Raw genomic sequence first — 20,619 nt, forward strand, 5'->3', positions numbered from 1 at the left:
ACACCATTAACATTCTATTACTCCTGTGTTAAAAAATTATGAAATACCAACGAGATAACCCGCTAGATCCTCTCCTTGTTCCAATCTTAATTTTTTTCGCAATCGATGTCTGGCAACACGAAGGCTATCTTGTGATATGCCCAATAGGACGGCAATCTCGATATTATTCAAATTTATTTTAAGCAATGCTATTAATCGCATATCTGCGGCCGTCAAATCTGGAAATCGCTGAATAAGTTTTTCAAAAAAGCTGTGATGCACCTTTTCGAAAGTTCCCATAAATTCTTTCCAATGGATGCCCTGTGTGATATTTTCATTGATCTGCAACACCAACTTCTGCATTTGTCGTTTTTGATCCCTGCGTTCGTCCTTAACCATTCCTTTTAATTCATCACGAAGTTCTTCCAAAAATTGATTGTTACGGATTAGATTTAAGGTATGGGATGTCAATTCCTTTTGCTTGAGCGACAGTTCTTGCTTGAGCTGTTTATCTTCAAGTAACTGGTTTTTAAGGGCTACTTCAGTCAACTCACGTTCGGCCTCCTGTTTTCGCGATTCGGCGATCTGATTTTTGATCTTAATTTTCTGGCGACTATACAATACATAGGATAATACAATTAACAAAATTAAAACCACAATTGTACCCCACAGCATGATTAAGTTGATTCTTTTTGTCACCTGTAATTTTTCAATCTCCTCAGCTTTTTGGTTCATATCGTAGAGCGCCTGAAAAAAAGCTGTATGTCGAGCACCATCTACGCTATACAGTTCAAGCACCAACTTACGGCTCTTTTCGGCATAAAAATATGCGCTATCCATTTGGCCACGCAAGGCGTATGTTCTACTCAAATCTTTTGTCGTAGCAGCCATTTGATACACATCACCCAAATTTTCCGCCATCTGATAAGCCAATTGTGTCAATTTGATACTTTCCGGATATTTATTGGTCTTTCTAAAGATATCGCCCATATTATTGATGACCACAATTTTTCCATAATTGTCTTTTGTTTCCGTATAGAGCTTACTTGCTTTTTCAAAATGAAGAAAAGCGCTGTCATACCTTGCAAGATCTTCATAAATACTGCCCAAATTTTCATGGATCTTGGCTTCTCCATTTTTATTACCCACACTGCTATAAATGGACAAAGCAAGATGCTGGTAGACAAAGGCGGAGTCGTAGTTCGCTTCCTTTTCAAATAAATGACCTATATTCCCTAATGTACCTGCCTCTCCATTTTTATCCCCCTCTGTTCGGAAAGAATGTAGCGCCTTGTTAAAATAAACTTTCGCTACATCATGTTGTTTGTTGAAAATATTGAGCTCCCCGATATCACTCCAATTCGAAACAAGATGCTGTTTTGAATTTAATTGCGTATAGATTCGATCGGCTTGAAAATAGTAGTCCTGCGCCTGTCCATAATGTCCCTGATTGACACATAACCATCCAATCGCCTGTAAACAATTGGCTTGTAATAATAAGTCTTTATCCGTAACAGCTTTTGCATAACGTTTTTTGACGAGCATAATTGCAGAATCAGGATGGTTTTGACTTAATCCTCTAATATCCTTAAAGGATTCAACCTGCGCAGTACCCGGGTGACACAAAAAAAGCTGTATAAAAAAAAGTAGAAACAAAATAATTTTATCAGAAATCCTCATATTTAACGTAAATAATCGAATTGCAAATGTACATGAAACATGTTAACACAATATTAAATCACATAAAGCAATACGAGTTTTAACATAAGGAAGGCTGACTTATTTTTATCCGCCAAGCTCAACGATATACTATTAAAAAAGCCCTTTTATTGACGATACACATCAATAAAAGGGCTTGAAAATAGACAATCCCAAAACCGGTTAATTACCCGATTTCAATTCAATGAGCGGAGTGATCCGTTCTAATATATCAAATGCCACCTCTGCCATTTTATTACCTTTATTGTCCAATAACGGATTAACTTCAACAATTTCAAAACAAATCACCTTTCCAGATCGGATGATCTCTTCTAAAATCAACACAATCTCCCTTGGCAAAAAACCCTTAGGTACTGGTGTTCCCGTGCCATCCGATATCAATTCACTATCCATGCTATCCACATCAAAAGAGATATAAATCATATCACATGCTTCTAGGATTTTCAATGCTTCAGCCACACAATCGGTTATTCCGCGCTGTCTCGTATCTTCCACACGATAGTTCTTAATGCCAAGTCGTTCAATGACCAGATCTTCCGGTTCTTCCGTATCCCTTACACCAAAATAAATCAAATGATTGGATAGTATTTTACCTACTGGGCCAGCTATTCGTTTTAGTTTATTCCAAAATTCTTGTGTCGATTCGTCTATTTCATTGATTTTACATGGGATATTATCCTCATTCAACATCGCCGCTAAAGGCATTCCATGCATATTACCAGAAGGTGTTGTGTGCGGAGAATGAATATCGGCATGCGCATCTACCCAGATTACACCGAGTTGTTTATCGGGATAAGCGGACTTTATACCACTGATCGTCCCCATTGCGGAGGAATGATCCCCTGAAAACACCAATGGAAAATTGCCGGAAGATAAGCTATCTTCAACGGTGGAAGCTACTTGTTTGCATTGTTCATAAATCTGCTGAATATGTTTCGCAAAAGGATGATTATCATTCTGATAAATGGAGCTATTTCGAGTCGGCACATCAACAAATGGATAGTTAATGAAATATTGACTTCCTTTATTAATTGCAGCTATCTCGATGGCGTCGATGCCCAGATCTGAACCCCTAGTCCCTGCTCCTATATCCGATCTGTTTTTGATCAATTCAATCATTTTCTCCATACACTATTTCAAATTAGTCAACGATCGCTCAATAATCCCTAAGCAAGTCTCGACTTGCTCTTTTGTAATAACCAGCGGCGGAGCCAATCGAATTTTGTTACCATGTGTAGGCTTCGCTAAAAGTCCATTTTCTTTAAATTTGAGACAGATATTCCAGGCCAAATCACTTTCTTCATCGGCATCAATTACAATGGCAGTCAAGAGCCCCTTTCCGCGCACTTCTGTAATTAACGTGCACTTAGCAGCAATCTGACGCAATCCATCCAAAAACAATGCCCCCATCTGAAACGCCCGTTGCGTCAAATTTTCATCCCGCACAACATTTAGCGCTTCCATAGCTACTGCACAAGCTAAGGGATTCCCGCCATAGGTAGAACCATGTTCGCCCGGTTTAATACACAACATAATGGAGTCATTTGCCAACACTGCCGATACCGGCAATACACCACCTGATAAAGCTTTCCCTAAAATCAGAACATCTGGTTTGCTTTGACTCTGCGCATCATCAATATCATAGGATGCCAACATACTTCCCGTCCGAGCAATACCGGTTTGGATTTCGTCTGCAATAAACAATACAAGACCGTTGCAAAATAATGTTGATATTTTCTGATCGGTTATTTTTGCTTTTTTTTTGCAGTTTTTTCCGATTTGGATTCGGAAATCTAGTTGCGTTTTCTTGAAAAATCCTCTTTTTGAGGCCTTTTCAACTGCTTAATTTGTGTTTTTTATTGCATTGGACACAAGTATCCCAGGTGATCTGTAAAGATTGTACGCCATGGCTTCCATTAGATTTTGTGTATGCATTTTGGCGATCCCCTTATACCTTGCACAGCTTGAGTTGAACCATCGCCGGATGCTCCCGAAGGTCCGTTCAACTTTGAACCTGATCTTGCCGATCAGTTTGTTTCTTAACTTCTCTCTTTCGGTTAACGCTGTTCCTTTCTTTGCCTTATGCAAGATCCTGCTTTTTAGCTTTCCTGATTTGATCAATTCCTCATTTTTAGAGGAACGATATCCCTTGTCAGCATAGATATGGATGCCCTTTGGAAGGTCAGCCGAAGATATTACCTGTTGAAGATTGGCAATTTCATTTACATTTGCTGGAGTGGTTACCACGCCCAGAACCAGGCCTTCTGTATCGGTGACATAATGCTTTTTATAGCCATAACGTGTTTTCCCAGCCTTCTTTATCCAACGAGCTTCATGGTCAACACCCGGGCTCTCTTGTTGGATCAATAACTGTTCACTATTCTCTTTATCCAGCTCAGAATCTTCGCGAGGATGTTCACTACGGTCACTTTCGATCTCGTAAATAACTTTGCCTTTTGGTTTTAGCGGAGAATCAACAATACTGGCATCAACGATAGCTCCACGTTTTACCAATATTTTATGTTTATTCAACTGCTTGTTCAGCTCCTTGAATAGATTCTCATAAACACCCTTTTCTGTCAGCGAGCTGCGAAAACGGCTAATAACACTGTGATCGGGAACCGAATCGTCCAAACTGATGCCAACAAAGCGACTAAAGGAGATACTGTCGTTTATACGGTCTTCTACTTCGTAGTCACTCAGACCATACCAGGTCTGTAGAAGTGTCATTTTGAAGAGGACAAGACCAGAATAACTAGGGCGTCCCATTTTGCTTTCCCCTTTGTGGTAATGCTTGTTGATAATATTTGAAATCGGACGCCAATTTACCAATGTATTGATCTGATCGAAGAATTCCTGCTTGATTTTCCGTCTTTGAACCATGTAATCAACAAAGCTAACTTTTTCTGTCTTTTCCATACCTTAAATATAACGAAAATCAACAAGAAACAAATTAAAAACTTGAATATCAATAAAATAAAAACCAAACACTTTTGCAACGGTCTTAATACATTGTATTTTGTACATAATTGTCTCACGCGCATCAGATAATCCTCATCAGGAACGACAATACCCGCTTCGCCCTGAATTGGCTCAACGATAAAACCGGCGATATTTTTATCTGCTTTGAATAACTGTTCTAGCGCATCAACATCATTATAGGGAAAGAGTACGATGCCATCTAAAAAGGGACCAAATTCATGTGTTGCTGTGTTATCATTGGATGCCGATATAACAGAGATTGTCCTACCATGGAAATTGTCTTTGGCAAAGACAATTTTCGCTTGATTGGCTGCTACACCTTTCACCTGATAGGCCCATTTACGACAAAGCTTCATTGCCGTTTCTACCGCTTCAACTCCCGAATTCATCACCAAAGCCTTATCAAATCCAAATAACTGACAAAGCATTTCTTCAAAATCGCCCAATTTATTATTATAAAATGCTCTCGATGTAAGTGTCAATTTCGCAACTTGCTCTTTTAAAGCATCTATAATTCGCGGATGGCAGTGTCCCTGATTGACAGCAGAATATGCAGATAAGAAATCAAAATAAGATTTTCCATCAACATCCCACACCACGACTCCTTCAGCTCGTTCCAATACGACTGGAAGAGGATGGTAATTGTGCGCTCCATATTTTTCTTCTTTGGCAATGAACATCTCGCCCTTACCATGTTTAGCTACTGTACTCATAATTCAGATTTTTTCTAATACTAACAAATATACAATATTTACTTTTTTATTGACTGAAAAATAAAATTTAACACTAAATTAGCATAAAAATATTAAAATTAACTTTTAAACCGCTTTCTACAATGAATAGTATCGATGATTTTGATCTACAGATTTTAAAATATTTAGACGAAGATGGACGGATGGCCTACTCTGCAATAGCAACAGCTATGGGCGTATCCAATACGATGATCCATCAACGAATCAACCGATTGACGGAACAAGGAATACTGGCCGGTATAAAGCCTGTATTAAATGAAAAAAAGCTAGGCTATGATTGGGGTGCTTTTACAGGGCTAAGTCTAGAAAAAGATCATGACTCGAGCCGAATTATTGAAGAACTTAAGAAAATACCAGAAGTTACAGAATGCTATTACATTACGGGCAATTACACGCTATATGTAAAAATTATTGCTAAAAACCACGAACATATGCGACAATTACTCTATGAAAAAATCGATAGCATTCCAGGAATTGCAAAAACAGATTCCCTTATTGAATTAGGCTGTGCTTTCAAACGTAATATTATATTCTAGTACAATAAAACATTCATGGGATCCTGAACCTCTATTTCAGGGTCTCCACACTACTTACCTATATTTGCCAATTCTTCTTCTGTCCAGTAGATCAATTCGCGCAAAACATATACATTTTCATAGCTTCCCAATCCATCGATGTAGTCCCACAAATCACCTTCAACCTTCACTGGTCTTCCATGATGAAGTATATCATACCCATTATCTAACCAATTTTGTATCTGCTCTTTATCCATCGTTATTAAAACTTATTGTTAATTATCTTTAAAATGACTATATCAAATATAATATATTTTACGATGGCTACCCAAAACTGTTTCAAAGAAACAAAAATTTCAACAACTTTTTGACATCGTGTCTATCACTCTTCAAGAAGTTCTCGTGCTAATTGACAAATTTTAAAAATAAAAAAAGTATATTCGTATAACATCAAATATCATTATTATGGCAGATTTTTTCTATGTTGGATTAGAAGGTGAAAACGAATTGCTCGAACTGGTGGCTGTATCTACGATTCAATCCCTCCTCTATTTTCAGGATGCCGATCAAGAGGATTTTACAACAATAAAGACCGCTATTGATCAAAATTTTATTGTCGAAGAAGATCTAATCACTGTAGCAGACACCCTCCGATTGGATCAATCTATTGTGCGCTTTACTCCGGGCAAGCCCAATTATAAAGATTAATTGCATGCTCAATCATACGGGTAAATAACTATCAGTAAAGCAATTAAATCAAGATAATTAGTAAAGAAAATAAGTAAGGAAATAATGAAGGTAGTTTTAATAGGTGGTTCTGGCGCTACAGGAAGAGCGCTCGTTCAATTGATGTTAAAATCTAAGGAAATTACGGAAATCGTTGTGCTTTTAAGACGTGTCTCGTTTGAGGAGCACATTAAATTGAAACAGGTTATCGTAGATTTTGAAAATCTAACGGATTTTGAGCAAGTGATACAGGGCGATGTCGCAATTTCCTGCCTTGGCACCACATTAAAAGACGCAGGCAGTAAAGATGCACAATGGAAAATAGATCATGATCTTAATTTGCAATTTGCGGCATTGGCTAAAAAAAATGGTTTTCCTACCTTTCTCTTATTATCGGCTGTTCTTGCTGATCCTGCATCAAAAATTTTTTATAACCGCATGAAAGGAAGCCTTGAACAGGATGTTAAAGCACTTGATTTCAATCGGCTGATTATTTTCCAGCCTGGAGGATTAATCCGACCAAATACAGATCGCTTGGGTGAAAAAACAGCCATAGCTGCCCTTCGTATCTTTAATACAATAGGATTATTCAAAACATACGAGCCTCTTTCAGTAGAACAAGTTGCTATGGCAATGTTACAGGCGATCAATCATTACACAACAGGCATCCATACTGTAACAGTGAAAGATATCCAGAAATTAGCAGCAGAAACCAGTTGAAACAAGTAAAAAACAATTCATAATATTGAATTAACAGTAAGCTAATCCTAAGGCTGTAATTTGTGTTTTTTTAAAATAACAACCATTCAAATGAAAAAACACGTTTTATTTCTGTTCCTCCTCGTTTTTGTACATGTTTTCCCCTCTTTTGGCCAAGAAGCAAAATACATTTTTTACTTAATTGGTGATGGCATGGGCCTCAACCAGGTTAATCTCACCGAAATTCATCAAGCTGAAGTACAGCATAAAGATAACCCAATCCCACTTGTGTTTACCCAATTTCCTCATGTTGGATTTGCCTCCACACATTCACTCTCCAATGGCGTAACGGACTCAGGCGCTGGAGGTACCGCTTTAGCCGTTGGAAAAAAAACCAAAAATGGCGTTATCGGTATGGACAGTACGGGAACAGTCGCCTATAAGAGTATAGCTTATGCCGCAAAGCAAAAAGGAAAGAAAGTCGGTATTATTACAAGCGTCAGCATAGACCACGCTACCCCAGCTTCATTTTATGCACACCAAGCAGACCGCGACATGTATTATGAAATCGGTAAAGAAATTGTCACTTCGAATTTTGATTTTTTTGGCGGATCCAATTTTCTCAAACCCGAAACAACATTTGATCATAAAAAGGCGCCATCGCTTTTCCCCATATTAGAAAAAGCCGGCTATAAAGTGCTTAAAGGAAAAGATGCTTATGCACAACTACCAAATAAATCAGATAAGATCATATTGATGAATTCAGATGGCAGCCCTATAGATGCCCTTAAATATGCCATAGACCAAAAGCCAAGTGATTTAAAACTGGCAGATATCACATCTGCAGCTATCACTTCACTGCATAAAAATAATACAAATGGTTTCTTTTTAATGATTGAAGGTGGAAAAATTGATTGGGCATGCCATGCAAATGATGCGGCTACAACGATTCAGGAAGTGTTGGATTTCAATAACTCCGTACAACTCGCCTATGATTTTTATAAAAAATTTCCAAATGAAACACTTATAGTCGTTACAGCGGACCATGAAACAGGAGGATTAGGTGTCGGTAATGGAAGTTCTTCGCTGAAAACAAAATTCTTGTCCCACCAAAAAATCTCGCATACAGAACTTTCGAACGCAATTGCCAACCTTCGTAAGAATAATCCAAATGCAACATGGGACGATCTCAAGAATCTCATTGCCGCTCAAACAGGTTTATTTTCCAAAATTACAATCCATGAAACTGATCGTAGTGCTTTAGAAGCTGCCTATCAAAAAAGCTTTGTCGATCATCAAAATGAAACCGCAAAAAGCCTTTACGCAAGCGACGACAAAATAGCCGCATTGAGTATTTCAATCTTAAATCGGATGGGATCAATAAGCTGGGCCTCTAACAACCATTCGGCCGCCTATGCACCGGTATATGCGATCGGTGTTGGCTCCGAACAATTCAATCAGAAAATGGATAACACTGATATACCAAAGAAAATGGATCATGTACAAAAGTTGTGGAGGGGATAAAAAATAATTAGATATTTGTGCTTTGATATTTATACAGATGCACGAATCTTTCAACGCGTTAATGCCCTTAATTATTCCCGAAGGAGTTTCCGATTATTTTGAGATGACCCACTATTCCAAAGAAGAAAAAAGACTGGATATCTTTCTGGAGGAACTCAATAATACACCTGAAGAATATCAAGGCCAGAAGTTGATTTCCAAGGGGTTTTTCGAACCCGTTACCCTTCAAGATTTTCCTATCCGTGGCATGCAGGTCTATCTTCATGTCAAGCGCCGCAGGTGGCTCAACCAGGATACCGATAAAGTAGTCTACAGAAATTGGGAACTAGTAGCCAAAGGGACGCGCATCACACAGGATTTCGCAGCTTTTTTAAAAGGTATCAGCGGACAACCAGGCTCATAGCATTCAGACCATCAGTTCATTCTATGGGATATCAGCCAGTAAACTAAGGAGATACTACCGCAATAAACTGAGCGGTTTCCAGGATTGGGAGCATCGCGAAAATGCGCGAGATGGATTGACCTTCCCACAGAATGTCAGCGGCCATCTTTCTATTGACGAGACCTGCCTATCCCATGGCGAGCTCTATACCGTTGTCACCAATAAAGAAGCACGGGGCAAAAAAGGGACCATTGTAGCCATACTGAACGGGACAAAATCAGAGAACATTATCCCGATCCTTCAAAAGATCCCACAGAGATTACGAAATAAAGTTCAAGAGATAACGCTTGATTTAGCCGGTAATATGGGATTGATAGCCAAAAGATGCTTTCCCAATGCTGTTCAGGTAATAGACCGTTTCCATGTTCAGCAACTTGCTAACGAAGCGCTTCAGGAAATAAGGATAAAGCACCGCTGGCAGGCCATTGACGATGAAAATCAGGCAATTGACCAAGCACGAAAGAATAAGGAAACCTATTTTCCGGAAGTCCTATCCAACAGTGAAACCATCAAACAGTTACTTGCAAGAAGCCGATACCTGCTTTATAAAAGTGAACATAAATGGACTTACGAGCAAAGAGAAAGGGCTGCTGTACTCTTTGAGCGATATCCCGATATTGAAAAGGCGTACAGGCTATCCCAAGAACTCTCTTGGATATTCAACACCACCATAGATAAGATCTACGCCTTTACAAGGTTGGCAAAATGGGCGGATAAAGTGGAACAGGCCGGCTTCAAGTCATTCAACACCGTCTCCAGAACCATAAATATCCATCACAAAAAAATATTGAACTACTTCGACAACAAGAGTACAAATGCTTCAGCAGAATCTTTCAATGCAAAGATAAAAGCTTTCAGAAGTCAGTTTAGAGGTGTAGGTGACATCAATTTCTTCCTGTTCAGATTGACCAAATTATTTGCGTAGTCCACAGGTTTTGAAACTGATCCAAGAAAATCGCTACAGCAGCAAAACTTGGTTTGGACTAAACAAAAAAAGATCCCCAAGAAATCTTGGGGATCTTTTTTATGAGCCTCTTATCGGAATCGAACCAATGACCTACTGATTACAAGTCAGTTGCTCTACCAGCTGAGCTAAAGAGGCTTTTTAAAGAAGTTTAATGCATGTTGCTTAAAAGAGCCTCTTATCGGAATCGAACCAATGACCTACTGATTACAAGTCAGTTGCTCTACCAGCTGAGCTAAAGAGGCGTTACTTCTTTTCAATCTTACAACGTCTGACCGTTTTAAGATGCTGCAAATATCGAAAGCTTAAACCAAAAATGCAAGTCGATTTCAAGAATTTTCTACCCTGCTAAGCCAATTATTTAAAAATCAAGCGCATTATTTTTAATAACTGAAAATTTGTCATGATTCAATAAAAAATATTGCCATTTTTTCCGAAGTATGGCTTAAAACCTGAATGGCACTTCAATTGTTATAACCAATATGTATTAACGAAACTTTAAATAAGACAATAAAAATGAATTTTAACAACTATACAATTAAAGCCCAAGAGGCTATACAAAAAGCTTCCGAAATTGCGGCAGGCCATCAACAACAGGCCATTGAGACCGCGCATATTTTAAAAGCTTTACTCACCGTGGATGAAAATGTTGTCAGCCACTTATTAAAAAAATTAAATGTCAACCTCAGCTATCTCGGCACTGAACTTGACAAACAAATTGAAGGTTTTCCGAAGGTTAGTGGCAGCAATATTTATTTAAGTAGTGATGCCAACAATGCACTTCAGAAAGCACAGGGCTATCTCAAAGAATTCAATGATGAATTTGTCTCGGTAGAGCATTTACTATTGGGTATCCTGGCAACTTCTGATAAGACCTCAACATTACTTAAGTCACAGGGCGTTACAGAAAAAGACTTAAAGACCGCCATAAAAGAATTGCGCGGAAACAGCCGGGTAACTGATCAAAATGCGGAGGCCACCTACAATGCTTTGGGAAAATATGCCCGAAATTTAAATGAATATGCCGAATCCGGCAAATTGGATCCCGTTATCGGCCGTGATGAGGAAATTAGACGGGTGATGCAGATACTCTCCCGTCGTACCAAAAACAACCCAATACTCGTTGGTGAACCTGGGGTTGGTAAAACGGCTATTGCGGAAGGTATTGCTTACAGAATTATAAAAGGCGACGCGCCTGAAAACTTAAAATCTAAGATTGTATTTTCCTTAGATATGGGCGCTTTGGTTGCCGGAGCTAAATATAAAGGTGAATTTGAAGAACGTCTAAAAGCGGTTGTAAAAGAAGTTACCGATTCCAATGGAGACATTATACTCTTTATCGACGAAATCCATACATTGGTGGGTGCTGGAGGTGGTGAAGGCGCCATGGATGCGGCTAATATCCTCAAACCAGCTTTAGCTAGAGGTGAACTACGCGCAATTGGAGCGACAACCTTAAACGAATACCAAAAATACTTTGAGAAAGATAAAGCATTGGAGCGCAGGTTCCAGAAAGTTATGGTTGAAGAACCTGACACGCAAGATGCCATTTCCATTCTCCGTGGCCTAAAAGAACGCTACGAAACACACCATAAGGTACGCATTCTGGATGAGTCTATCATTGCTGCAGTGGAATTATCACAGCGCTATATTGCCGATCGTTTTCTACCAGATAAAGCGATTGATTTAATTGATGAGGCAGCATCCAAATTGCGCCTTGAAATGGATTCTGTACCGGAAGCTGTCGATGAGCTTGAACGTCGTATCATGCAATTGGAAATTGAGCGTGAAGCTTTGAAACGTGAAAATGACGATAAAAAAGTCGCAGAACTGTCGGAAAGTATCGCTAATCTATCTGCAGAAAGAGATACGTTGAGAGCATCGTGGCAAGAAGAAAAGAGTCTTGTTGACAATGTCAATCAAGAGATTGAGAATATTGAAAACTACAAACTCGAAGCTGAGCAGGCCGAGCGTTCCGGAGACTATGGAAAGGTAGCAGAACTTCGTTATGGACGAATTAAAGAAGCGCAAGAAAAAGTGGACAAACTAAAGGCTGAACTCGCCGAAAAACAAGAAAGCAAGCGTATGCTCAAAGAAGAAGTTACTTCAGAAGACATTGCTGATGTTGTTGCAAAATGGACGGGAATACCTGTGAGTAAAATGATTCAATCAGAACGCGAAAAATTACTGAATCTAGAGGAAGAGCTTCATAAACGTGTCGCCGGTCAGGATGAAGCAATAGAAGCTATTTCCGATGCCATTCGTCGATCACGTGCTGGATTAAATGATGCGAAACGACCAATAGGATCGTTCATATTTTTGGGGACTACTGGAGTCGGAAAAACCGAACTTGCAAAAGCACTTGCCGAGTTCTTATTTGACGACGAACAATCCATGGTTCGTATTGATATGTCGGAATATCAAGAACGACACGCAGTGTCTCGTTTAATCGGAGCGCCTCCGGGATATGTCGGCTATGATGAAGGCGGACAGTTGACTGAAGCAGTCCGAAGAAGACCTTATTCTGTTGTTTTGTTAGATGAAATTGAAAAAGCTCATCCCGATGTATTCAATATCCTATTGCAGGTATTGGATGATGGCCATCTTACAGACAACAAAGGTCGTACGGTAAACTTCAAAAACACCATTATCATTATGACCTCCAATACGGGGTCAACCATTATACAGGAGAATTTCAGTCATCTGACCGATGATAATAGGGATGAAATTATCGCCAAAACACGCAATGAGGTCTTCGATCTTTTAAAACAGTCGATTCGCCCCGAGTTTTTGAACCGTATCGATGAAGTGATTATGTTTACGCCATTAAGTCGAGACGAAATTGGAGATATTGTTCGTTTACAATTTGCACATGTTCAGAAACAGCTGGCCGAACAAAATATATTCATTACGGCTTCTGATGAAGCAATGGATTGGTTGGCACAGCTTGGTTATGACCCTATTTATGGGGCTAGGCCACTAAAACGTGTTATTCAAAAACGAATTTTAAATGAATTATCAAAGGAAATTTTATCCGGAAAAGTAAATCGCGATTCGATTATTCGTCTGGATGTATTCGACGGTAAATTTGTGTTCATCAATAAACAAGAACAATAAAAAAAAGAAGGTCCGATAGTACTATCGGACCTTCTTTTTTTTATTGCTAATTTTTAAACATTTAACCTGTAATACCTAAAGCTTTTAACAACTTGTTTACATCGTCTTCGCCGTCCAAATGCTGTACCAAGACTTTGGTTTTTGCATCATAGATATAGAGCGAAGGGTAATTGCTTGGCTTAAATTTTTCAATAAATTGAGTTCCAGCATCAAACAAGAATTTGACATTTGGAGCACTTTTCAATGCCTTCGCATGCATATTAATAAATCCATCGACATAAGGCTTGTCATTCATGGAAATAAAATAGAAGGATACATTCTTGAATTTGGACAAGTGCTGTGCGATACCAGCCCCCATTTTCTGACAATGGCCACAACCCGGGTCGTAAAAATCCAGCACAATATAGCCCGATTTTGGAAGCTTGTCCGAATTAAACTTGTTAGCCTGATAGACCTCATCAAAAGTAAACGATGGAAGTGTTTTGGGTGCCTGTGCAAAAACAGGTTGAAATAAGAAAAATACACTTACAAAAAATAGGGAACAAAGGAACCTCATGTTAAAGAAATTTAAACCAACAGTGACTATTCAATTAATTTTAATCAATAATACTTAAAAATGCGCTTCAGTCAACTATTATTTTAGTTTTTTTACAAAAAATCCGTAAGTTTGGGCTAATTTTTAAATCGATCAAATCTATTAATACTTATTAATCGTGAAAAAACGAATTGCTATTTTTGCTTCAGGTTCAGGGTCCAATGCTCAAAAAATAATGGAACATTTCAAGTATTCAGATGAAGCTGAGGTTGCCTTGATTTTATCCAATAACCCTGATGCTTACGTTATTCAGCGAGCCGACAATTTTGAAATACCTGCACATATATTTGATCGTGACGAATTTTACAAAACCGACAACGTTGTCAATATTCTTAAAAACTTAAATATTGATCTGATTGTTTTGGCAGGTTTTCTTTGGCTCGTTCCCAACAACCTTCTGAAAGCATTTCCAAATCAAATTATAAATATACATCCTGCTCTCCTACCAAAATATGGTGGCAAAGGTATGTATGGTGACCATGTACACAAAGCCGTTTTGGCCAATAAGGAAGAGGAACATGGCATTACGATCCACTTCGCAAATGAACATTTTGACGAGGGGGAAATTATATACCAAGCACGATTCAAAGTGGATCCCAACGATACTTTAGACATTATTAAATTTAAAGGGCAGCAACTCGAACATCAGTACTTCCCTAAAATAATTGAAAATCTTATCAAAAAAATGTAAAAACAATTCTATTATTTAGAATTGTTTTAAACAAATTGTAACTTTGTATTATGAACGAAGTTATTGAATCTGTGTTGGAGATCGATGAATCAGAAAATAAAGCCGGGTTGTTTCAGTTTCGGAATACGGCTATGAACCCTTTTTCTGACTTTTCTTGTGCCTGCTTTAAAAAGTGTTGCAAAAAATATAAAGAAGGCAAACGCTGTAAAAAATGTCCGGGACGAAAAAAATAGCTATTTGTTGACTACTCTTCCAGGTAGTCTAAATCTTTATCAAAGCTTTCTTCTAACTGGGTCAACGAATAAATTGCTATACCCGAAAGAACGACAACCATTGTAATTGCTGCTGGCACAATTCCAAATGCATTTACTAGAAGTCCATATAGCATTGTTGACGGAATGAGTGCACCCCGTACAAAATTGGGGGCCGTCGTTGCAACAGTTGCTCTGAGATTTGTACCAAATTGTTCCGCTGAGATAGTCACAAAGGTTGCCCAATACCCTACTCCTAAGCCCATTATAAAGGCAAGACTTAAAAACTTTGTCGCTGTAATACCATCACTCAATAAATACCATAGTGAACTTCCAATGATAATTAATTGACATATAAACACCACTTTTTTGCGGGATTTTAAAATCTGTGCGAATATTCCTGCCAGTACATCCCCGATAGAAATACCGATATAGGTAAACATCACCCCTTGACCAGCACTCAGTGTACCTCTAGCCCCCAAGGCCTTGCCGATTTCCGGAGCCTGTGTAACCAAAACACCGACAACAAACCAGATTGGAAGGCCAATACAGAGACAGTTAACATACCGTTTTAACCGGCTTTTATTTGTAAAAAGCATACGGATATCCCCTTTCACAACACCCGATTTATCTTGATCCTTAAATAATCCTGATTCAAAAGAGCCAATGCGCAACAGTAGCAACAGTAAGCCCATTCCGCCTCCGACAAAGTAGGCCGTCCGCCAGTCAAATTCTTCCGAGACAAAATAGGCCAATATAGCGCCTAAAACACCGACACCGGCAACCAACATGGTCCCATAACCACGTTTTGATTTATGCATACTTTCAGAAACCAAGGTAATTCCCGCCCCCAGTTCTCCGGCCAATCCAACGCCCGCTATAAAACGAATAATACCATACATAAGCACATCATGTACAAAACCATTTGCAATATTCGCTACAGAGTATAAAAGAATCGATCCAAAAAGCACTTTTAAACGTCCAAATTTATCCCCTATAATCCCCCAAAGAATTCCACCCAACAGCAAACCGCCCATTTGCATATTGAGCACAAATTCACCTTTTACCCGCATTTCTTCCGCAGGGACTCCAATATCAGTGAAGGACTGAATACGAACTATGGAGAAAATAATCAAATCGTAGATATCGACGAAATAGCCCAGTGACGCAATCATAACCAGTAACCATACTTTCCTGCTGGATTGTTTTTCTTTTATTGTTGACATTTTAGGTTTTTTGATCTGTAAAAATACCATAGTGAAGCTATAAAACCAAGATTTCGAAAAATAATCCGACACATTGTTTTATTTTTGCATCATGAGATATAGTCCACTTGCCTTAACATGGCTATTACGTATTTACCCACCATTTCTATTTCAGGGAATCTGGGTTAAAAAAATTAGCCCCGGCTTCCAAGGCGCCAAAGTAAAAATTTATAAGACACCATTCAATATCAATACCAACAAAACATTATTTGGTGGAACGATCTTTTCTGCAGCAGATCCAATATTCCCCATCCTCATTGATCAGTATCTTCAAAAGATTGGTTTTAAGAAAACGGTGGCCTGGTTAAAATCATCACAGATCACCTTTAAGAAACCTGGCAAAACCAGCGTGGAATATTCTGTGCAACTCTCCGAGGAAATCCTTGAAGAATGTGCCCATATTATCCGCACAAAAGGCAAAGTAGTAAAGGATTTTACGCTGGAAATTAAAGATAAGTCTGGCGATCTCTGTGCCACGGTACGTTGTGAAACCTATATTCGTGACCTGAATTTTACATTCCCTTCCAGAAATCGAAATATTGAGCCATAAGAAATTAATATATTTGTCCAATTACCAAAAAACAAAAAACATGAATAAAATCGCGTTTGTAGCTATCGCATCCTTGGCAATAGCAGCATGTGGAACTCAGGGAAATGGTGCAACAGGTGTAAAAGCCCTGCAAGATTCAACTATTAAGATACATGATGAAATTATGCCTCAAATCGCTCATTTCGATCGCGATGCTGTTAAGATAGATTCTATTTTGGCAAATTTAAAAAACCTAAAAACAACTAAGGCTGATTTAGACACCAATTTAACAAGAAAAGAGCTAAGTACATTGAAAGCTAATTTAGAAAGCGCTACAGACCATATGATGGACTGGATGAAAGGATATAACCCGGATTCAACAGATGTTAAATATTTTGAAACAGAGCTTCAAAAAGTAAGTGATATGAAAAAGATATTTGATAGTGTTTCTAAAGAAAGCCAAGACAAATTAAAGAATTTTTAAATCCAAAAATTCAAATAACGCAGTCCGCCCAGCTTTAGATTAACATTAAATTGTTCGTGTAAAGATGGGATCAAGCTTAACAAACAAAACTATTAAACACATGAGATCCATAACTAAATTTTACTGCGCAACTGGCCTTTTACTCGGTTTATTTTCCTGTAAAAACAATAGCCAGACAAGCTTACCCATCTATGGCGAAAGAGAAGCTGTAGAAAAAACAGTTGATGGAAAACAAATCGTAGATACAGTCTATCATACTATTCCGCCTTTTAAACTGCTCAATCAGGATAGTACAATGATTTCAGACAAAGATTTTGAGGGTAAAGTATATATCGCCAACTTCTTCTTTACCCATTGTCCAAGTATCTGTCCGACGATGAATCGCAACCTATTAAAGATATACCAGCAATATAAGGATAATGAAGAAGTTCGTTTCCTGTCCCATAGTATAGACTTTAAATATGATCAACCCTACGTACTGAAAGATTATGCCAATAAATTGGGCGTAACCAATAATCATTGGCAATTTGTTTCGGGGACTAAAGCAGAAATATATGGTCTAGCCAATCAATACCTGGTTTATACCGCTGAAGATAAAAATGCACCTGGGGGTTACGATCATCAAGGGTACCTTGTCTTAATAGACAAGGATAAAAGAATTCGGGGTGCCTACGACGGTACAAACGATGAGCAAGTAAAAAAATTGATGAACGATTTACCTTTACTCTTGAGTGGGGTTAAAAAATAACATGCGTATTCTCTTAACAACAGGTATAACGATCGGGGTTATTTTATCGATCTTGATTGGCTGTCAGCAGGAAGTTGATATCAAAACGGCACAATATGCGGTTAATGGTCAAAAGGTATACCGGACACATTGTCAAAATTGTCATGGAGAGAAAGGCGAAGGATTGGGAAATCTCTATCCTCCCCTAACCGATACCACCTTTCTGCAAACGCATCGTCAGGAGCTTGCTTGTATCATCAAGCACGGGACTTCCGGAGAACTTGAAGTAGCAGGCAAAAAGTTTAATAATACCATGCCCGCTTCAAATCTTTCCGCAATTGATATCGCTTATGTATTAACATATATCAATACCAAGATCAACAAAGGAAAGAATCTGTATCCTTTGGAAGAAGTGGAGAAAAGTTTAAAAAATTGCAAATAAAAAAAGCGTTGGTTTTATAAAACCAACGCTTTTTTTATTTGCAACCGCTCCACCTCCTTTAATAAAGACCTTCAGGCTAATTTGCAAGCGAAACTCATGCTACAACCTTGACCTTCTTGATGGTACCTCCCCTCCATGCATCAAAAAAAAATAAAAAGTTGAAAACAATTTCACCTTTTTTTCCTTATTGTATTATTGGTTCAAATCGTTTTATATTTATTGATTTATAACAATATTCTGACATTTTGGATCCAAATTAATCGTTAATTTTGCAACCGAATGAACGTTCGATTGATGAATTCCAATGAAAAAATTGCGGCAGTACTTGCCAGCACACTAAAACTTATACAAACAAACGGCTTCCATGGAACGCCGATGAGCAGAATCGCACAAGATTCTGATGTAGCAATAGGAACTATCTACCATTATTTTCCATCGAAAGATGACCTAATCTTTGCACTGTTCAAACATTGTAGAACATTACTGAATGATTACATTTTTGATGGAATAAAAGATGATTTCGATTATAAAGATTCCTTTGTTCATATCTGGCGCAACTTTGTCAAGTTCTATTTAGAAAATGGGCATATCTTCAGTTTTTTTGAACAGTTTTTTTCCTCGCCTTATTACGAGAAAAACAAAGCTGAGATACAAGAACCTGTAGGTGGACAAAATAAAGTTGTTGATTTTTTACAAGAAGGCATTGATCGAAAAATATTGAAACAGGTAGACGTCCATCTTTTGGTAGCCAGTTATATTGGTGTAGCCTTATCGACTGTTCACAGTATCAAATTTAAAGATCTCAAATTCTCTGAACAGAATATAGAAGATTTAATTGGGATTATTTGGGATGGAGCTATTAATAGAGAAAAAAATAATTAATTACATATATGAAGTTTAATAGAATCGTTTATTCCTTGGCGGCCCTGTCGCTTTTGAGTAATACAGGATTTGCACAACAGCAATCTGAAAACTTGCCGGCAAATGCAACACTTCAGCAGCTGATTGATTACGCCTTACGTAATCAAATCTCTGTAAAACAAGCACAATTGGACGAGGCCATCGGTGAAAAAGATATCGACATCTCCCTTTCAGGCTGGTACCCCCAATTGGATCTAAAAGGAAGTTATAATTATAATGTCATTGTTCCATTAGCAAATATTGGCGGGAATAATATCAAAATGGGGCAGAACAATGCGAGTGCCTTAACGCTTCAAGCAGACCAACAGATCCTTAATCCAGAGCTAATGCAGGCGAAAAAAGCCGCTGAGCTGGTACGTCTCGGTAATAAACAAAATACGGAGAACAAAAAAATAACAGCTGTTGTGGAGGTCAGTAAGGCCTATTATGACATCCTGACGTCGGAAGAGCAGATCAAGATTGTTCGCGAAAATATTGCTCGCCTTCAAAAACAATTGAAAGATGCAAAGTCACAATATGATGTGGGTTTAGTTGATAAAACCGACTATAAGAGAGCGCAAATTGCTTTGGCAAATTCGAATGCTGACGAGAAAAGAACGGTTGAGCTTCGTAAATATAAATACGAATACCTTAAACAATTGCTAGCTTTGGATAAAAGCAAAAATTTGACGCTTTCATTTGATAATAGCAGTATGGAATCAGAGATTCTACTTGATACAACTGCAGAAATAAGTGTTTCTAATCGAATTGAATTCCAACAATTGGAAACATCGAAAAAGATTCAACAGTTGAGCACACAGTATTATAAATGGACATATTTACCAAGCGTAAGTGCTTTTTATAATTACGCATTCAACTATAGAAATGATAAATTCAGTAAGCTTTATTCCGATAATTTCCCGGGTTCAGTAGCTGGCCTAAATGTTTCTTTTTCAATTTTCGACGGATTTAAACGTAAAAAACAAATTAATAAATCCAGATTGCAGGAAGAAAGAATAGACTGGGACTTCAAAAATTTAGAAAACAGCATTAACACAGAATATTCGTTGGCAAAGGCAACCTATAATGCGAATTTAAATGACTGGAAAACAGCTAAAGAAAATGTGGATCTCTCCAAAGAAGTATACGAGACAATCAAACTTCAATATGACGAAGGTATCAAAACTTACCTCGATTTAATGACAGCAGAGACTGATCTCAAAACAACACAGCTCAATTATTTGAACTCCCTTTATGCGCTATTGTCAAGTAAATTGGATGTTCAGAAAGCAGTTGGGGCAATCCACACAAATTAA

The 20,619-nt window shown here is 38.1% G+C and carries 22 protein-coding genes and 2 tRNA genes; 14 read left to right on the top strand and 10 right to left on the bottom strand.

Features of this window, described 5'->3' with window-relative positions:
- Window positions 1-36: 36 nt before the first annotated feature.
- The 5 genes from AACH28_RS03390 to AACH28_RS03410 all read right to left on the bottom strand — a co-directional run bounded on the left by AACH28_RS03390 (window position 37) and on the right by AACH28_RS03410 (window position 5,393).
- Window positions 37-1,605: a tetratricopeptide repeat protein gene (locus AACH28_RS03390; protein WP_341832249.1), complete on the bottom strand. Its 1,569-nt coding sequence runs from the start codon at window positions 1,603-1,605 to the stop codon at window positions 37-39.
- Window positions 1,606-1,860: 255 nt separating this feature from the next.
- Window positions 1,861-2,826 (bottom strand): arginase, encoded by a 966-nt coding sequence (locus AACH28_RS03395; protein ID WP_088161674.1) that lies wholly within the window; start codon window positions 2,824-2,826, stop codon window positions 1,861-1,863.
- 3 nt (window positions 2,827-2,829) lie between these two features.
- Window positions 2,830-3,402 carry an aminotransferase class III-fold pyridoxal phosphate-dependent enzyme gene (locus AACH28_RS03400; RefSeq protein ID WP_341832250.1) on the bottom strand — a complete coding sequence of 191 codons (573 nt, stop codon included), beginning with the start codon at window positions 3,400-3,402 and terminating at the stop codon, window positions 2,830-2,832.
- 138 nt (window positions 3,403-3,540) lie between these two features.
- Window positions 3,541-4,563: an IS5 family transposase gene (locus AACH28_RS03405; protein ID WP_112374319.1), complete on the bottom strand. Its 1,023-nt coding sequence runs from the start codon at window positions 4,561-4,563 to the stop codon at window positions 3,541-3,543.
- Window positions 4,524-5,393: an aminotransferase class III-fold pyridoxal phosphate-dependent enzyme gene (locus AACH28_RS03410; RefSeq protein ID WP_341832251.1), complete on the bottom strand. Its 870-nt coding sequence runs from the start codon at window positions 5,391-5,393 to the stop codon at window positions 4,524-4,526. The genes AACH28_RS03405 and AACH28_RS03410 overlap by 40 nt, the downstream gene beginning before the upstream one ends.
- Window positions 5,394-5,515: 122 nt before the next feature.
- On the opposite strand from AACH28_RS03410, the gene AACH28_RS03415 reads away from it, so the two are divergent.
- Window positions 5,516-5,968: an Lrp/AsnC family transcriptional regulator gene (locus tag AACH28_RS03415; protein WP_088161676.1), complete on the top strand. Its 453-nt coding sequence runs from the start codon at window positions 5,516-5,518 to the stop codon at window positions 5,966-5,968.
- A 50-nt stretch (window positions 5,969-6,018) separates the two neighbouring features.
- Here the strand turns inward: AACH28_RS03415 and AACH28_RS03420 are convergent, their stop codons facing one another.
- Window positions 6,019-6,204 carry a hypothetical protein gene (locus AACH28_RS03420; RefSeq protein ID WP_046673540.1) on the bottom strand — a complete coding sequence of 62 codons (186 nt, stop codon included), beginning with the start codon at window positions 6,202-6,204 and terminating at the stop codon, window positions 6,019-6,021.
- A 208-nt stretch (window positions 6,205-6,412) separates the two neighbouring features.
- Here AACH28_RS03420 and AACH28_RS03425 point away from each other — a divergent pair, with 208 nt between their 5' ends.
- The 5 genes from AACH28_RS03425 to AACH28_RS03445 all read left to right on the top strand — a co-directional run bounded on the left by AACH28_RS03425 (window position 6,413) and on the right by AACH28_RS03445 (window position 10,263).
- Window positions 6,413-6,655, top strand: a complete 243-nt coding sequence (locus AACH28_RS03425) for a hypothetical protein (protein WP_088161677.1) — start codon at window positions 6,413-6,415, stop codon at window positions 6,653-6,655.
- Window positions 6,656-6,739: 84 nt separating this feature from the next.
- Window positions 6,740-7,393: an NAD(P)H-binding protein gene (locus AACH28_RS03430; RefSeq protein WP_341832252.1), complete on the top strand. Its 654-nt coding sequence runs from the start codon at window positions 6,740-6,742 to the stop codon at window positions 7,391-7,393.
- Window positions 7,394-7,483: 90 nt separating this feature from the next.
- On the top strand, window positions 7,484-8,896 hold the full coding sequence (locus tag AACH28_RS03435; protein ID WP_341832253.1) for an alkaline phosphatase: 1,413 nt from the start codon (window positions 7,484-7,486) through the stop codon (window positions 8,894-8,896).
- Window positions 8,897-8,933: 37 nt separating this feature from the next.
- Window positions 8,934-9,299 (top strand): transposase, encoded by a 366-nt coding sequence (locus AACH28_RS03440; RefSeq protein ID WP_149525777.1) that lies wholly within the window; start codon window positions 8,934-8,936, stop codon window positions 9,297-9,299.
- 115 nt (window positions 9,300-9,414) lie between these two features.
- Window positions 9,415-10,263, top strand: a complete 849-nt coding sequence (locus AACH28_RS03445) for a transposase (RefSeq protein WP_341831486.1) — start codon at window positions 9,415-9,417, stop codon at window positions 10,261-10,263.
- A gap of 104 nt (window positions 10,264-10,367) precedes the next feature.
- On the opposite strand, the gene AACH28_RS03450 is transcribed toward AACH28_RS03445, so the two are convergent.
- Window positions 10,368-10,440 (bottom strand) — tRNA-Thr (locus AACH28_RS03450).
- A 34-nt stretch (window positions 10,441-10,474) separates the two neighbouring features.
- Window positions 10,475-10,547 (bottom strand) — tRNA-Thr (locus AACH28_RS03455).
- Window positions 10,548-10,818: 271 nt separating this feature from the next.
- On the opposite strand from AACH28_RS03455, the gene clpB reads away from it, so the two are divergent.
- Window positions 10,819-13,419 carry an ATP-dependent chaperone ClpB gene (clpB, locus tag AACH28_RS03460; protein WP_341832254.1) on the top strand — a complete coding sequence of 867 codons (2,601 nt, stop codon included), beginning with the start codon at window positions 10,819-10,821 and terminating at the stop codon, window positions 13,417-13,419.
- Between the two features lie 61 nt (window positions 13,420-13,480).
- Here the strand turns inward: clpB and AACH28_RS03465 are convergent, their stop codons facing one another.
- On the bottom strand, window positions 13,481-13,975 hold the full coding sequence (locus AACH28_RS03465) for a thioredoxin family protein (RefSeq protein ID WP_088161680.1): 495 nt from the start codon (window positions 13,973-13,975) through the stop codon (window positions 13,481-13,483).
- Window positions 13,976-14,132: 157 nt separating this feature from the next.
- On the opposite strand from AACH28_RS03465, the gene purN reads away from it, so the two are divergent.
- Window positions 14,133-14,705, top strand: coding sequence for a phosphoribosylglycinamide formyltransferase (purN, locus tag AACH28_RS03470; RefSeq protein ID WP_070563826.1), 573 nt, complete (start codon window positions 14,133-14,135; stop codon window positions 14,703-14,705).
- Window positions 14,706-14,949: 244 nt separating this feature from the next.
- On the opposite strand, the gene AACH28_RS03475 is transcribed toward purN, so the two are convergent.
- Window positions 14,950-16,182 carry an MFS transporter gene (locus AACH28_RS03475; protein WP_088163563.1) on the bottom strand — a complete coding sequence of 411 codons (1,233 nt, stop codon included), beginning with the start codon at window positions 16,180-16,182 and terminating at the stop codon, window positions 14,950-14,952.
- 91 nt (window positions 16,183-16,273) lie between these two features.
- On the opposite strand from AACH28_RS03475, the gene AACH28_RS03480 reads away from it, so the two are divergent.
- The 6 genes from AACH28_RS03480 (at window position 16,274) to AACH28_RS03505 (ending at window position 20,619) form a co-directional block, all read left to right on the top strand.
- Entirely contained in the window at window positions 16,274-16,771 is a 498-nt protein-coding gene (locus AACH28_RS03480) for a PaaI family thioesterase (protein WP_070563819.1), read from the top strand.
- A 40-nt stretch (window positions 16,772-16,811) separates the two neighbouring features.
- Window positions 16,812-17,234 carry a transposase gene (locus AACH28_RS03485; protein ID WP_088161681.1) on the top strand — a complete coding sequence of 141 codons (423 nt, stop codon included), beginning with the start codon at window positions 16,812-16,814 and terminating at the stop codon, window positions 17,232-17,234.
- A gap of 100 nt (window positions 17,235-17,334) precedes the next feature.
- On the top strand, window positions 17,335-17,982 hold the full coding sequence (locus tag AACH28_RS03490; RefSeq protein WP_088163564.1) for an SCO family protein: 648 nt from the start codon (window positions 17,335-17,337) through the stop codon (window positions 17,980-17,982).
- A gap of 1 nt (window position 17,983) precedes the next feature.
- Complete coding sequence (locus AACH28_RS03495; protein WP_088161682.1) at window positions 17,984-18,403, top strand: cytochrome c; 420 nt, start codon at window positions 17,984-17,986, stop codon at window positions 18,401-18,403.
- A gap of 279 nt (window positions 18,404-18,682) precedes the next feature.
- Window positions 18,683-19,285, top strand: a complete 603-nt coding sequence (locus AACH28_RS03500; protein WP_341832255.1) for a TetR/AcrR family transcriptional regulator — start codon at window positions 18,683-18,685, stop codon at window positions 19,283-19,285.
- Window positions 19,286-19,293: 8 nt separating this feature from the next.
- On the top strand, window positions 19,294-20,619 hold the full coding sequence (locus AACH28_RS03505; RefSeq protein ID WP_341832256.1) for a TolC family protein: 1,326 nt from the start codon (window positions 19,294-19,296) through the stop codon (window positions 20,617-20,619).

The organism is Sphingobacterium thalpophilum, from assembly GCF_038396785.1.
GTDB classification, from domain to species: Bacteria; Bacteroidota; Bacteroidia; order Sphingobacteriales; family Sphingobacteriaceae; genus Sphingobacterium; species Sphingobacterium thalpophilum_A.